The sequence below is a fragment of the Sphingomonas sp. BL-S-05 genome (genome assembly GCF_055521695.1).
On record NZ_CM145499.1, the window covers coordinates 1,563,961 to 1,577,977 of the forward strand.

The following is a 14,017-nucleotide window of genomic DNA, read 5'->3' on the forward strand; positions in this document are numbered from 1 at the left end:
CTTCAGTCCGCCACCCAGTCGGCGGACGCGATCCCCTGTATATAGAGCAACGCGGTCAGATCGTTATGATCGATCCGCACGCCCGCTTCGGCGGCGACGATCGGCTTGGCGTGATAGGCGACGCCCAGCCCCGCGCGACGGATCATCGGCAGGTCGTTGGCACCGTCGCCCACTGCCAGCGTCGCCGCCGGATCGATGCCCAGTTCGTCGATCGCTTCGAGGAGCGTGACCTCCTTGGTCGTCGCATCGACGATCGGCTTGCGGACCTTTCCGGTCAGCTTGCCGTCCTCGATCAGCAGGCGGTTGGCGATCATCCGGTGAAAGCCGAGGTCGGTCCCGACCGGCTCGGCGAAGCGGGTGAAGCCGCCCGACACGAGGATCGTCATCGCCCCCCGCGCACGCATCGTCCGGATCAGCGTCTTCGCCCCCGGCATCAGCTTGACCCGTTCGTCGAGGCAGCGCTGGATCGCGCTTTCTTCCAGCCCCTCCAGCAGCGCCACGCGCGCGTCGAGTGCCGACGCGAAATCGAGTTCGCCCCGCATCGCCCGCTCGGTCACTTCGGCGATCTGCGCCTTGATACCGGCATAGTCGGCCAGTTCGTCGATGCATTCGACGGTAATCATCGTCGAATCCATGTCGGCGACCAGCAGCTTCTTCTCGCGGTCGGTGGCGCGCTGAATGGCGACGTCCGTACCGGCAAACACGCCTTCTATCGCAACCCGCGCGGCGCGCGGTTCGTCGGCGAAGCGGATATCGGCAGCCCGGCCCTCGTCGATCCACGTCCAGCCCTCGACCAGACAGCCTGCCGCATCCAGCCGGTCGGCGGCGGCGGAAATATCGCCCGCGGCGATCGATTCGGCTGCTATCAGCGTGGCGATGAACATGGCGAATTCTCCTGACCGTCCGAGGGTCGCGCTCATCGCAGGCCCGACCGCCAGCGGCAAGTCCGCGCTCGCGATCGAAATTGCCCGCGCGCATGACGGCGTCGTCATCAATGCCGACAGCGCGCAGGTCTATCGCGACCTGCGCATCCTCTCCGCCCGCCCGTCCCCACAGGAGGAAGCACAGGCGCCGCACCGGCTGTTCGGCCATGTCGACGGCGCGGACAGCTATTCGGCGCCAGCATGGGCGAAGGTCGCCATCCGCGAGATCGACGCTGCCCATGCGGCTGGCAAGCTGCCGGTACTGGTCGGCGGTACCGGCCTGTACCTACGCACCCTGATCGACGGTATCGCGCCCGTCCCGGAGATCGATCCCGCCATTCGCGAAATGGTTCGGGCGCTACCAGTCGCGGACGCAGCCGAAGCGCTGCAATCCGCCGACCCGGAAGCTGCCGCGCGGCTGAACCCCGCCGACACCACCCGTATCGCCCGCGCGCTGGAAGTGGTGCGGTCGACCGGACGGACGCTTGCCGACTGGCAGCGCGATCGGACCGGCGGCATCGGTGATCGCATCGCCATTTCGCCTATCATTCTCCTGCCAGAGCGCGACTGGCTGACGGAACGCTGCGACCGTCGCTTGGCGGCGATGTTCGACGGCGGCGCGGTCGAGGAAGTGGCGGCGCTGCTGGCGCGCGACGATATCGCGCCACAGGCCTCGGTCCGTCGCGCGATCGGCGTGATCGAGATCGAACGCTGGCAAAACGGCGAATGGACCCGCGACGAAGCGCTGCGCGAAGCCCGTTTCGCAACGCGGCAATATGCCAAACGGCAATATACTTGGTTCCGCAACCAGCCGCCGGCCGACTGGCTTCGCACCAGCGAAACCGAAACATGCGCACTTTTGGACCAATTCGACACTTTATTACGCCGATGACGGTTGACACGTACATTTATGGCGACTAGCGACACCGCTCCAACGGTGCTATCGCGCCTGCGAAATTGTTTGAGGAGTTGAAGACCCATGACCGAGAAGAGTGGAGCCGCCATTTTGGTCGAGGCCCTCGTCGACCTCGGCGTGGAGGTCGTATTCGGCTATCCCGGCGGCGCGGTCCTTCCGATCTATGATGCGCTGTTCGAACATAGCCGGATCAAGCACATCCTCGTCCGGCACGAACAAGCCGCGACCCATGCGGCGGAGGGTTATGCCCGCTCGACCGGCAAGCCGGGCGTCGTGCTGGTCACTTCGGGTCCGGGCGCGACCAACGCCATCACCGGCATCACCGACGCGCTGCTCGATTCGATCCCGATGGTCGTCATTACCGGGCAGGTTCCGACCGCGCTGATCGGCACCGACGCGTTTCAGGAGGCCGACACCGTCGGCATCACGCGCCACTGCTGCAAGCACAATTATCTGGTGAAGGACCCGGCCAAGCTCGGCCATGTCATTCACGAGGCGTTCCATATCGCCACGGCCGGTCGCCCCGGCCCTGTCGTGATCGACATTCCCAAGGACGTGCAGGTCGCGACCGCGCGCTATACCAAGCCCGGCCCGATCCAGCACAAGACCTATCGCCCGAAGGTGAAGGCCGACCGCGCGGCGATCGAACAGGTCGTCGACATGCTGGCGGCGGCGGAACGCCCGGTGCTTTACACTGGCGGCGGCATCATCAATTCGGGTCCGGGCGCGTCGCAGCTGCTGCGCGAACTGGCGCGGATTTCGGGTGCGCCGGTCACCTCGACGTTGATGGGGCTGGGTGCCCTGCCCGCTTCCTCGCCGCAATGGCTGGGGATGCTCGGCATGCACGGCACTTACGAAGCGAATTTGGCGATGAACGAGGCCGATCTGGTCGTCGCCATCGGCGCGCGCTTCGACGACCGGGTGACGGGGCGGCTTGATGCCTTCAGTCCGCGCAGCCGCAAGGTCCATATCGATATCGACCGCTCCAGCGTGAACAAGATCGTTCGCGCCGACCTTGGCATCATCGCCGATGCCGGGCATGCGATGGAGGACATGGTCCGCGTGTGGAAGGCGCGCCAGCATCCCAAGCCCGACCTGTCGACCTGGTGGTCGAAGATTGACGGCTGGCGGGCCAAGCGCTGCCTCGATTTCCCGGATTCGACCAAGGAAATCATGCCGCAGCGGGCGATCCGTGCGCTGTACGAGGCGACCAAGCATCGTGCCCCGATCGTGTCGACCGAGGTCGGTCAGCACCAGATGTGGGCCGCGCAGCATTTCGGCTTCGAAGCGCCGAACAAGTGGCTGACCAGCGGCGGGCTCGGCACCATGGGCTATGGCCTGCCCGCCGCGATCGGCGCGCAGCTCGGCAATCCGGGAGCGCTGTGCATCGACATTGCCGGCGAAGCGTCGATTCAGATGAACATCCAGGAGCTGGCGACGGCGACGCAATATCGCCTGCCGGTGAAGGTGTTCATCCTCAACAACGAATATATGGGAATGGTCCGCCAGTGGCAGGAACTGACCTATAGCTCGCGCTATTCGAACAGCTATTCGGACTCGCTGCCCGACTTCGTGAAGCTGGGCGAGGCCTATGGCTGGAAGGGCATTCGCATCGAGGGGCCGGATGAGCTGGAGGCCGGAATTCAGGCGATGCTCGACCATGATGGCCCGGTGATCGTCGACTGCATGGTGGCGAAACTCGCCAATTGCTTCCCGATGATCCCGTCGGGCGCGGCGCATACCGACATGATCCTGCAGGCCAACGAAGTCTCGGGCGAAATGGACGACGAGGCCAAGGCGCTGGTTTGACCTTTTAGTTCCTCCCCGCTCGCGGGGAGGGGGACCGCTCGAAGAGCGGTGGAGGGGGATCGCCTCATACGTAGCGCTGGTGGAGGTCCCCCTGCACCAGCCTGCGGCTGGTCCCCCTCCCCGTGCCGGGGAGGAATTTTTCAGAATGCACATCAAGACCGAACAGACCGAACGGCACACGCTGGCCGTGCTCGTCGACAACGAACCCGGCATCCTCGCGCGCATTGCCGGGCTGTTCTCGGGCCGTGGCTATAATATCGAGAGCCTGACCGTGTCGGAGATCACCGTCGACAAGGCGGTCAGCCGGATCACCATCGTCACCAGCGCATCGCCCCCGGTGATGGAACAGATCATCGCCCAGCTCGACCGGTTGGTGCCGGTGCACAAGGTCGTCGACCTGACCGTGCAGGGCGCGCATGTCGAACGCGAACTGGCGTTGGTGAAGGTCGTCGGCACCGGTGAGCAGCGGATCGAGGCGCTGCGCCTCGCCGAAGTCTATCGCGCCCGCGTGGTCGATGCGACCGTGTCGAGTTTCGTGTTCGAGGTGACGGGATCGATCGAAAAGATCGACAAGTTCACCGAATTGATGGCCGAAGTCGGTCTGGTCGAGGTCGCTCGCACCGGCATCGCCGCCATCGCCCGCGGACGAGAGGCCGCCTGAACCCATCCATCGCGCCCGAACCGGGACTGCGCCAATTTCGAAAGGGAACCCACATGCGTGTCTATTATGATCGCGACGCCGATCTGAACCTCATCAGCGACAAGAAGATCGCGATCCTCGGCTATGGTTCGCAGGGCCATGCCCATGCGCAGAACCTGCGCGATTCGGGCGTGAAGAACGTCGCCATCGCGTTGCGCCCCGGTTCGGCCAGTGCCGCCAAGGCCGAGGGCGCAGGCTTCAAGGTCATGCCGAACGCCGAAGCCGCCGCATGGGCCGATATCCTCATGATCCTTGCGCCCGACGAGCATCAGGCCGCAATCTATGCCGCCGACATTCACGAAAACCTGCGCCCCGGCGCGGCGCTTGCCTTCGCCCATGGCCTGAACGTGCATTTCGGCCTGATCGAGCCGCGCGCCGATGTCGACGTCATCATGATCGCGCCGAAGGGCCCGGGCCACACGGTGCGCAGCGAATATGTGAAGGGCGGCGGCGTGCCCTGCCTCGTCGCGATCCATCAGGACGCATCGGGCAACGCCCATGACATCGCGCTCGCCTATGCTTCGGGCGTCGGCGGCGGCCGTTCGGGCATCATCGAAACCAATTTCCGCGAGGAATGCGAAACCGACCTGTTCGGCGAGCAGGCCGTGCTGTGCGGCGGCGTCACCCACCTGATCCAGGCCGGGTTCGAAACGCTGGTCGAGGCCGGTTACGCGCCGGAAATGGCTTATTTCGAATGCCTCCACGAAACCAAGCTGATCGTCGACCTGCTGTATGAGGGCGGTATCGCCAACATGCGCTATTCGATCTCGAACACCGCCGAATATGGCGACATCGTCACCGGCCCGCGCATCATCACCGACGAAACGAAGAAGGAAATGAAGCGCGTGCTCGCCGACATCCAATCGGGCCGTTTCGTCAAGAACTTCGTCCTCGACAACCGTGCGGGTCAGCCGGAACTGAAGGCCGCGCGCAAGCAGGCGGCGGCGCATCCGATCGAGAAGACCGGTGCCGAACTGCGCGCGATGATGCCGTGGATCGGCGCGAACAAGTTGGTCGATCAGACCAAGAACTAACGGCGTTAGTTCGTACTGATCGACCAACCGGCCGGCGCGACAGAGCCCGCCCTTCGGGGCGCGGCTTTGCCGCGACCGACGGTCGGGCCGCCTCGCCCGCCTCCCGTCAAACCGTTGAAGGCCGGGATTCATCGTGCGAGGTGGTGTCGATGGATCGCGGCCTTCAACGGTTTGACGGCAGCCGACGTACCCTTCGCCAAACCACGGCACCGAAACCGAAACCGATCGTTTCGCATCCGGTATTTGACCCGAAGCGCGGCGCCCCCGACAAGGGCGGCATCCTGACTTCGCCTCAACCGGAGAGCACCAAGATGCGCACGCCCCTGATCCTCGCCGCCGCCCTGTTCGCGGTCGCCGCCCCCACGGTCGCCCAGATGCCGGGCGCGCCCGACAAGGCCCGCGTCACCGCCGGCAACTACACCGTCGACACCGCCCATACCCAGGTCGCATGGCGCGTGAACCACATGGGCTTCTCGATGCTCGACGGCCTGTTCGGCGCGACGGGCGGATCGGCGACGATCGACCCGAAGAACGCCGCCGCCAGCAAGGTGACGATCGACTTCAACATCGCCGACTCGCTGACCGTCACCAGCCCGCAATTCGCGAACCACCTCAAGTCGAAGGACTTCTTCGACGTCGCCACTTATCCGACCGCCAAGTTCGTCTCGACCCGGGTCCAGCCGATGGGCGATCACTGGATGATGGCCGGCAATCTGACGATCAAGGACCAGACCAAGCCGGTTCAGTTGACCGTGCGTTTCATGGGCGCGGGCGAGAACCCGATGAACAAGAAGAAGAATGTCGGCTTCGTCGCTACGGGTTCGATCAACCGCAGCGACTTCGGTCTGGGCTTCGCCGTACCGGCAGTGTCGGACAAGGTCGACCTGACGATCAACGCTGCCTTCGTCGCAGCCTGAGGCGGTGGCGCGCGGTTCAGGCCGCGCGCATCCCCGCAAATCCTTCGAAGGTGCCGCGCACGCTCGGCGCGGCGCCTTCGACCAGCTTCCCTACCTGTGCGACCGCGGCCCCGCTGCCATCATCGGTTGCCATCGCCCAGTCGCCGAATTCGCGTGTCTCGACCAAGCGCCGCGACAGTACGACAAGGGCGAAATGGCGCGGATCCTGGGCGATGCGAGCATAAGCCGCTTCGACCTTGACGACATCGCCCTCCAGCGCCTGTAAGAACCGCCGCCCCTTCGCATGCAGCAGCCCGGTGATCCCGTCGCGCCGATTGTTACGCCGCGATTTGGCGAGAATGTCGTCGAGATCGATCGTCTCGCTGCTCCGCGCCGTACTTACATAGATTAATTGCAGCATGACATTCCGATGCGTTGTCCGTTCAACTTATTGGCATTGAACCATAAAATATTACCAACCGGTGTCTCCGCTATCGGTGCTGGACTTTCGGTCCGCTTTTGCCCACAGACGCGTCATGGTCCGCGCGTTCGCCAGCCTGCTACGACTTAGCCGCCCTTAGGGCAGGATCGCACGCGCGTGCGCCTTCCCTGAGGGAGTATCGAACCTTTCCGGCAGATACCGGCGTCCGCACGACGCCCCAGACAGGCTGTAGACGACATGTTGCGCGATCCTTCGACCAAATACCGCCCCTTTCCCACCATCGACCTGCCCGATCGCCAATGGCCGTCGCGCACCATCACCAGCGCGCCGCGCTGGCTGTCGACCGACCTGCGCGACGGCAATCAGGCGCTGATCGACCCGATGGGCGCGGAGAAGAAGAACCGCTTCTTCGACCTGCTGCTCAAGGTCGGGTTGAAGGAGATCGAGGTCGGTTTCCCCTCGGCCGGCGCGACCGAGTTCGACTTCATCTCCGGCCTCGTCAAGCAGGACCGCATTCCCGACGACGTCTGGGTGCAGGTACTGACCCAGTCGCGCCGCGACCTGATCGAACGCAGCTTCGAAAGCCTCGACGGAGCGAAACAGGCGATCGTCCATCTCTACAACGCGGTCAGCCCGGCATGGCGGCGGATCGTGTTCGGCATGGAGCGCCCCGAGGTAAAGGCGATCGCGGTCGCCGGCGCCAAGGTACTGCGCGATGAAGCCGCCAAGCGGCCGAATACCGACTGGCGCTTCGAATACAGCCCCGAAACCTTCTCGACCGCCGAACTCGATTTCTCGGTCGAGGTGTGCGCGGAGGTGATGGAGGTGTTGCAACCGACGCCGGACAAACCGTTGATCCTGAACCTGCCCGCGACGGTCGAAGCGGCGACGCCCAACGTCTATGCCGATCAGATCGAATGGTTCTGCCGCAACGTGCCGAACCGCGACAGCGTCGTGATCTCGCTGCACACCCATAACGACCGCGGCACCGGCGTCGCCGCCGCCGAACTGGGTCTGATGGCGGGAGCCGACCGGGTCGAGGGCTGCCTGCTCGGCAATGGCGAGCGGACCGGCAATTGCGACCTCGTGACCGTCGCCTTGAACCTGTACACGCAGGGCGTCGACCCGGCGCTCGACCTGTCGGATATCGATGAGGTCGTGAATACGGTGAATTACTGCACCGCCCTGCCCGTCCATCCACGCACGCCCTATGCCGGCGATCTGGTGTTCACCGCTTTTTCGGGCAGCCACCAGGACGCGATCAAAAAGGGCATGGCGGCGCAGGCGGTGCGCAATGACGGCCTTTGGGAAGTCCCCTATCTGCCGATCGACCCCGCCGATCTCGGTCGCAGCTATGAAGCGGTGATCCGCGTCAATTCGCAGTCGGGCAAGGGCGGCGTGGCGTGGGTGCTGGAACAGGACAAGGGGCTGAAACTGCCGAAGCGGTTGCAGGCCGATTTCAGCCGGCATGTGCAGGCGATGGCCGATACGCTCGGCCGCGAGCTGAACGCCGCCGATATCTGGGCCGCGTTCCACGACGCCTATCTGCCGCATGGCAAGGATCGCTATGCCCTGATCGACTATGCCGAAACGCATGCGCCGGGGGGCGGGCCGCCGCGTACCTTTGTCGGGCGCGTCCGGCTGGACGGAGAAGAACGCTCGATTTCGGGTAAGGGCAACGGCCTGCTGTCCGGTCTCCTCGCCGCGCTGCGCGAAGAGGGCGGCATCGACATGGACGTGATCGATTATAGCGAGCATGCGATCGGCCATGGCGCCGATGCGCAGGCCGCCGCCTATCTCGAATGCAGCCTGCCCGATGGCCGACGCGTATTCGGCGTCGGCATCGATGGCGACGTCGCGACCGCAACGGTCCGGGCGGCGCTGAGCGCGGCCAACGCGGCCGCGCGGGGGTAAGCCCACACCTCGACCTCAAATCTATCCCCGCGCAAGCGGGGATATGACTATCTCGCGGAGGTCAAAAAGCGAAGCGCGCCCGCGCGAGCACCCGGTCGCCACTATTCCCGCGATCACCGATAGCATTGACCGGCCGCCCTTCGGCCAGATCGGTCCCGACATAATCGAGCGCCAGCGTCAGCGGTCCGGTCACATGCTCCACGCCCAGCCGCCAATCGCGATAGCTGCCCCCCGGTCGCAGCCGGTCGGCACGCGCCGGATCGTCGACCGTTCCCGAAGACCGCCCGACCCCGCCGACCAGCGTGAACGGCGTCATCGGAATGCCCGCCACCGCCTGTGCCGACAGATACAGATTGCTGCCCCCGATCGCGTCCTGCGGCGGCGCGTAAAGGGCACCGGCGGTCAGTTCCAGCGGACCCAGCGTGTAGCGCGCATCGCCGCCGATCTCGCCATAGTCCATACCGCTCGTCGCGCCGGCAAAGACATGGCCGATCGCGCGCGCACGAAGCTGGAATGGCCCGACACCCGTCACGAATGCCGCGCCCAGATCGGCCACCGCGTCGGCACCGTCATGCCGTATCGAACCGCGCAGCGCCGCCGCCCGGGCGTCCAGTTCGATCGCTCCCAGCGTGGCGGCGAGATCGCCCGACACCGACGCCCGGCCCTCGCTCCAGCTAAGCCCGCGACGCCGCTCGTCGATCGTCGCTTCGACACCGACGGACGGCAGCGACTGGGCATGCGCCGCCGCTATCGGTAGCAGCGACGCCGCCCCCAGGATGATCCGACCGATCATGTGGCCTGGGTCGTCCCGTGCATTCGGTCGATCTCGGCATGCAGGACGCCATGATCGTCCTGCGCCAATCGAACCAGCCGCTCGCGCAACTCCGGCTGCCGGGCAGCGACCTCCTGTGCGATCGAACGACGCTGCGCGCTGCACCAGCCCGGTCGACTGCCCGCGACGACACCGTCATGCGCGAACGTGCGGGCCATGGTCGACCCCGACGCATGGCGCGCCTGCCGGTCGACGACCAGCCCAGCGCTCCACAAGCAGCGCAGCGTCGAGGGGCGGCCGCCGGCACCGACCGTGCCGACCTGCTGGTGGGTAATGCGGACATCGGCGCTATAGCGCGACTCCACCGCGCCGCTGCGATGATCGATGCGGACGCTATGCTCGATGCCGCTATCCGGCGCGGCCACCATTGCACCCAGCAACAGCCCGACCATTCCGAACATCATTCCGGTTCTCCTTGTCCTTCTGCGGATGGCCCCGGCCCATGCTGGCCGGTGACCTGAATCGGACTTTCGTCCGATACGTACATAACCGATCGCAACCATGTCGCGTTCCAGATTTCGCATCGGCAACGCTTTGTTACGACTAAGAAAAACGCCGCCCGGCATCGGCCGGACGGCGTTCGGTTCGTAACGGCGACGCCACATTGGCGCCGGACGTCGTTACTTCATGTGCGCGCTCAGCAGCTTGTTCATTTCGAACATCGAGCACGACTTCTTGCCGAACAGCTTTTCGAGCGTTTCGTCGGCGAGAATTTCACGCTTGTCCTTCGGATTCTGAAGATCGTGCTTCTTGATATATTCCCACATCTTGCTGACGACTTCGCTGCGGGGCAGCGGGTCGGATCCGGTGATCTTCGCCAGATCGGCCGACGGCGTCACCGGCTTCGCGATTCCGCCCCGGGCGCCGCCGGTCGTCGTGGTTTCCTTGGCCATAATATTCCTCCTATCCCCCTGCAGGGCCGCACCCCGTGGGCACGGCAGGCCGACGGTTATGCAAGGTTACGGTGCGGTTGTCGCGGGGGAAAAGCGACAAACCGCACCAACGATTCCACGATTTTACCGCTCGGGTCAGCGTATACCGCCTACCGCGACGTCAAAAGCCGAACCGGGCGCGCACGCCGTAGAAGCGCGGCGTAGCCGGATAGACGCCATAGGTTCCGGTCTGCTCGGGGATCGCGAAGCCCGAAATGTTATAATATTGGTTGGTGATGTTCTCGACGAAGAACTCCAACTGCTTGCGGCGATCGTCGGTCGCGATGCCGATCTTGCCGTTCAGCAGCGGATAGCCGTCATTGCCGACCGTCGTCGTCCCCGTGCCGTCACGGACGATCGACACGTCGCTGTTATAGCGCATGTCGACATGGAACAGCGCATTGAGCGTGCTGGTCAGGCGCGGCTGCCAAGTCGCCGCCACGGTCACGACGTTGCGCGGCTGGTTCAGGAATTGCCGGCCCTGCTGGTTCTGGAGCGGGGTGCCACTGAAATCGTTATCGGCGTCGTAGGACGCGTCGAGCAACGTATAGCCGAAGCGGAAGCTCAACTCGCGGATCGGCTGGATCAGCGATTCCAGTTCGACGCCCTTGGCGGTCGATCGCGGCACGTTCTGTACGACGAAGCTGTTGCCGGCAAAGATCAGCGACTGCAGCCCCTTGAACTTTTGGTAGAAGAACGCCGCGTTGAACGAGAATTGCCGGGTGACGCTGGTCTTGAAGCCCAGTTCGTAGCTGTCGACCGTTTCCGCCCCGAATTCCAGATCCGTCGCCTGTGCGCCGTCGCCCCCCAAAACGGTCGTGTCGAAGCTGGCCTGATCGAGATTGTAGCCGCCCGACTTGAAGCCGCGATCATAGCTGGCATAGCCGAGGATATCGGGCGTGAACTTGTACGCCAGCTTGGCGGTGCCGGTCAGGCGGCTTTCCGACCGGTCATGGCTGTAATTGCCGTTGAATTCGCTCGACACTGCGGGATTGCAGCTGAGCAGGAACAGGTTCTGGAACAGGGCGGGGCTCGCCGCGCGGATCGCATTGCGATAGGTCACCGCGCGCGGATCGTTGCCGAGGAAGAAGCCGCACGCCGCCGGATTGCTATTGACCGTCGCCGCCAGTTCCTTGCGCTCGTAGTTGTAGCGCAGGCCGAGCGTCAGCGAGAGCTGCTCGGTGATGTTTACGATATTGTGGGTGAACAGCGCGAAGGCATTGGTATCGACCTGGAAATCGTCGTTGTTATTGCCCTGCCCGGCGACGTTCGGGGTCAGCGGCGTGTTGAGATAGGTGAACAGTGCCGATCCGGGCGGCGCTGCCGCCTGCAACTGCGGGCTCTGCGCATAAAGGAGCTGCGAGAAGAGCGGCACCGTCCCCGCCGGCAACGCCGGCCCGCCACGCAGCGCGGTGACGAGCTGCGTAAAGGTCGGCACGTTGAAACTGCCATAGAATTGCGCCGCGCGTCCGATGCCGCCGGCGGAAGCCGGCTGTCCCAGCACGCCCGCCAGCAGCGTATCGACATAGCGATTGGCATCATTGCCCAGCCGCACCGTATCGCGCAGCTTCAGCTGTTCGTTCAGGTAGAAGCCACCGACGAGAAAATCGAGCTTCCCGTCGAACAACTGCCCCTGCAACCGCAATTCCTGCGTGATGTTGCGCAGCGACGACCGGTATCCGTCGCGATAGGCGCGGTCGATGCCCGAATAATCGATATCCTGGTTCCGCAGCACCCGGAAGTCGCGATAGGCGCTGATCGAGGTCAGCTTCATATCGCCGACATCGGCGTTGATCTCGCCCGACACGCCCCAGTCGCGCACCGCCTCGCCATAATCGCGATTGGGCGACGCCGCCATGCGCCGGTCGGAGGGCGGACCGGTATAGATGCCGGTGCGGCCCTGTTGCGCGGCAATCGCCTGGATCGCCGGAGCGGTCGCGCCGCGGGTGCCGCTGACCACGCCGCAGCATTGTTCATCGGTCTGGTAATAGTCGCCGATCAGCCGGAAGCTGAAGGCCGACGTGTCGTACAGCGCCTGTCCGCGCACGTACCAGCGGTTGATGTCGTTGAACGCACGGTCCGAATTGACGTCCTGGATATAGCCGTCGCGCTGACGCCAGCCGCCGTCGACGCGCAGGGCGAGTTGTTCGGACACCGGCCCGGTCAGCGCGCCCTTCAGTTCATAGGCGTTGTAATTGCCATATTCGCCTTCGACATAGCCGCCCAGATCGAATTTCGGCATCGCCGTCGTCACCGAAAGCGCACCTGCCGAGGTGTTCCGCCCGAACAGCGTCCCCTGCGGCCCGCGCAGCACCTCGACCCGCTCCACCTCGGGCAACTCGGCAATGGCGATGCCGGCGCGCGCGCGGAACACGCCGTCGATGAACACGCCGACCGCCGGTTCGAAGCCGGGATTGTCGCCCGCGGTGCCGACACCGCGAATCGACAGCGACGTCGACACCGCCGACGATTGACCGGTCGTGGTCTGCAGCGACGGGGCAAGCTGTTCGAGGCCACGGATGTCGCGCACCCCGGCGTCGTCGAGCAGCTGCGCATTCACCGCGGTTACCGCGATCGGCACGTCCTGGATCGGTTCGGCGCGACGGTTGGCGGTGACGATGATATCGTTCCCCCAATCGTCATCGGTCGTCGTCGTCCCTTCCGACTGGACGGCGGCGGGTTCGGTCGCCGGAGCGGCAGTCTGTGCGATCGTCGGGCTGGTGCCTGCGACCATCGAGAGAGCGGTTGCGGCCAGCAGTTGGAACTTCGTCATGACATCCCCTCATCCGCGCTGCCGATATCGTCCGGCTAATGCAGTTGGCATTTGGTGACGGAGCATCTATCCCGCGTCAACGGGCAACCTGCACCTTCGCACAGCTTTTATCGGCGAACGGGTATGGAAGCCACAGTCGCGCGGATGCTGGTGTTTTATGCGGCGGATGCGAAGAAGTTCGAATATCGGGAATGGACGACGATCATGTGTGACGCGAATGACGATGCCGGGACCGGCGACCTGGTGGCATCGGCGCCGAAGATTCCGGTGCCCGACGACGTCGTAGAAGCGATCCGCACCCTGATCCGCTGGACCGGCGAAGACCCGAACCGCGAAGGGCTGATGGAGACGCCGCTGCGCGTCGCCCGTGCGTGGAAGGAATATACGCAGGGCTATGCCGACGATCCCGCCCGCCACCTCGAACGCGTCTTCGAAGAGGTCGGCGGTTATGACGAGATCGTCCTGCTGCGCGACATTCCGTTCCAGTCGCATTGCGAACATCACATGGCGCCGATCGTCGGCAAGGCGCACATCGCCTATCTGCCGAAGGATCACGTCGTCGGCATCTCGAAGCTGGCGCGCGTCCTGCACGGCTATGCCCGCCGGTTGCAGGTGCAGGAGCGGCTGACCGCCGAAGTCGCCGACTGCATCTGGAACGGGTTGCGGCCGCGCGGCGTCGCGGTGGTGATCGAGGCGACCCATGGCTGCATGACCGCGCGCGGCGTCCGCACCCCGGGCGTCACCATGACGACCAGCCGCATGATGGGCGTGTTCCGCGACGACGAACGCAGCCGCGAGGAAGTCCTGGCCCTGATCGGGCGCGGATGACGGAACGGCAGCGACCAA

Annotated in this window: 13 protein-coding genes; 7 read left to right on the forward strand and 6 right to left on the reverse strand. The window is 64.8% G+C overall.

Going from position 1 to position 14,017, the window contains the following annotated elements:
* Positions 1-2: 2 nt before the first annotated feature.
* Positions 3-884 carry a phosphoserine phosphatase SerB gene (gene serB, locus ACZ1JS_RS07140; RefSeq protein ID WP_465168334.1) on the reverse strand — a complete coding sequence of 294 codons (882 nt, stop codon included), beginning with the start codon at positions 882-884 and terminating at the stop codon, positions 3-5.
* Between serB and miaA the strand changes: the two genes are divergently transcribed.
* From miaA to ACZ1JS_RS07165, 5 genes are all read left to right on the forward strand, one after another.
* Entirely contained in the window at positions 883-1,815 is a 933-nt protein-coding gene (gene miaA / locus ACZ1JS_RS07145; RefSeq protein WP_465168647.1) for a tRNA (adenosine(37)-N6)-dimethylallyltransferase MiaA, read from the forward strand. The genes serB and miaA overlap by 2 nt on opposite strands.
* An 87-nt stretch (positions 1,816-1,902) precedes the next feature.
* Positions 1,903-3,648 (forward strand): acetolactate synthase 3 large subunit, encoded by a 1,746-nt coding sequence (locus tag ACZ1JS_RS07150; RefSeq protein ID WP_465168335.1) that lies wholly within the window; start codon positions 1,903-1,905, stop codon positions 3,646-3,648.
* A 145-nt stretch (positions 3,649-3,793) separates the two neighbouring features.
* Positions 3,794-4,309 (forward strand): acetolactate synthase small subunit, encoded by a 516-nt coding sequence (gene ilvN, locus ACZ1JS_RS07155; RefSeq protein WP_465168336.1) that lies wholly within the window; start codon positions 3,794-3,796, stop codon positions 4,307-4,309.
* Positions 4,310-4,362: 53 nt separating this feature from the next.
* Complete coding sequence (gene ilvC, locus ACZ1JS_RS07160) at positions 4,363-5,382, forward strand: ketol-acid reductoisomerase (protein WP_242117653.1); 1,020 nt, start codon at positions 4,363-4,365, stop codon at positions 5,380-5,382.
* Between the two features lie 311 nt (positions 5,383-5,693).
* On the forward strand, positions 5,694-6,299 hold the full coding sequence (locus tag ACZ1JS_RS07165) for a YceI family protein (RefSeq protein ID WP_465168337.1): 606 nt from the start codon (positions 5,694-5,696) through the stop codon (positions 6,297-6,299).
* A 16-nt stretch (positions 6,300-6,315) separates the two neighbouring features.
* Here ACZ1JS_RS07165 and ACZ1JS_RS07170 read toward each other — a convergent pair whose 3' ends face one another.
* Positions 6,316-6,699, reverse strand: coding sequence for a BLUF domain-containing protein (locus ACZ1JS_RS07170; protein WP_465168338.1), 384 nt, complete (start codon positions 6,697-6,699; stop codon positions 6,316-6,318).
* A gap of 258 nt (positions 6,700-6,957) precedes the next feature.
* On the opposite strand from ACZ1JS_RS07170, the gene leuA reads away from it, so the two are divergent.
* Positions 6,958-8,634 (forward strand): 2-isopropylmalate synthase, encoded by a 1,677-nt coding sequence (gene leuA / locus ACZ1JS_RS07175; RefSeq protein WP_465168339.1) that lies wholly within the window; start codon positions 6,958-6,960, stop codon positions 8,632-8,634.
* A 61-nt stretch (positions 8,635-8,695) separates the two neighbouring features.
* Here the strand turns inward: leuA and ACZ1JS_RS07180 are convergent, their stop codons facing one another.
* From ACZ1JS_RS07180 to ACZ1JS_RS07195, 4 genes are all read right to left on the reverse strand, one after another.
* Positions 8,696-9,427: a TorF family putative porin gene (locus tag ACZ1JS_RS07180; protein WP_465168340.1), complete on the reverse strand. Its 732-nt coding sequence runs from the start codon at positions 9,425-9,427 to the stop codon at positions 8,696-8,698.
* Positions 9,424-9,870 carry a hypothetical protein gene (locus ACZ1JS_RS07185; RefSeq protein ID WP_465168341.1) on the reverse strand — a complete coding sequence of 149 codons (447 nt, stop codon included), beginning with the start codon at positions 9,868-9,870 and terminating at the stop codon, positions 9,424-9,426. The genes ACZ1JS_RS07180 and ACZ1JS_RS07185 overlap by 4 nt, the downstream gene beginning before the upstream one ends.
* 216 nt (positions 9,871-10,086) lie before the next feature.
* Positions 10,087-10,359 carry an SWIB/MDM2 domain-containing protein gene (locus ACZ1JS_RS07190; RefSeq protein ID WP_055761337.1) on the reverse strand — a complete coding sequence of 91 codons (273 nt, stop codon included), beginning with the start codon at positions 10,357-10,359 and terminating at the stop codon, positions 10,087-10,089.
* Positions 10,360-10,519: 160 nt separating this feature from the next.
* A complete protein-coding gene (locus tag ACZ1JS_RS07195; RefSeq protein ID WP_465168342.1) occupies positions 10,520-13,171 on the reverse strand; it encodes a TonB-dependent receptor in 2,652 nt (883 codons plus the stop codon).
* Positions 13,172-13,375: 204 nt separating this feature from the next.
* Between ACZ1JS_RS07195 and folE the strand changes: the two genes are divergently transcribed.
* Positions 13,376-13,999 (forward strand): GTP cyclohydrolase I FolE, encoded by a 624-nt coding sequence (gene folE / locus ACZ1JS_RS07200; protein ID WP_465168648.1) that lies wholly within the window; start codon positions 13,376-13,378, stop codon positions 13,997-13,999.
* Positions 14,000-14,017 lie beyond the last annotated feature (18 nt).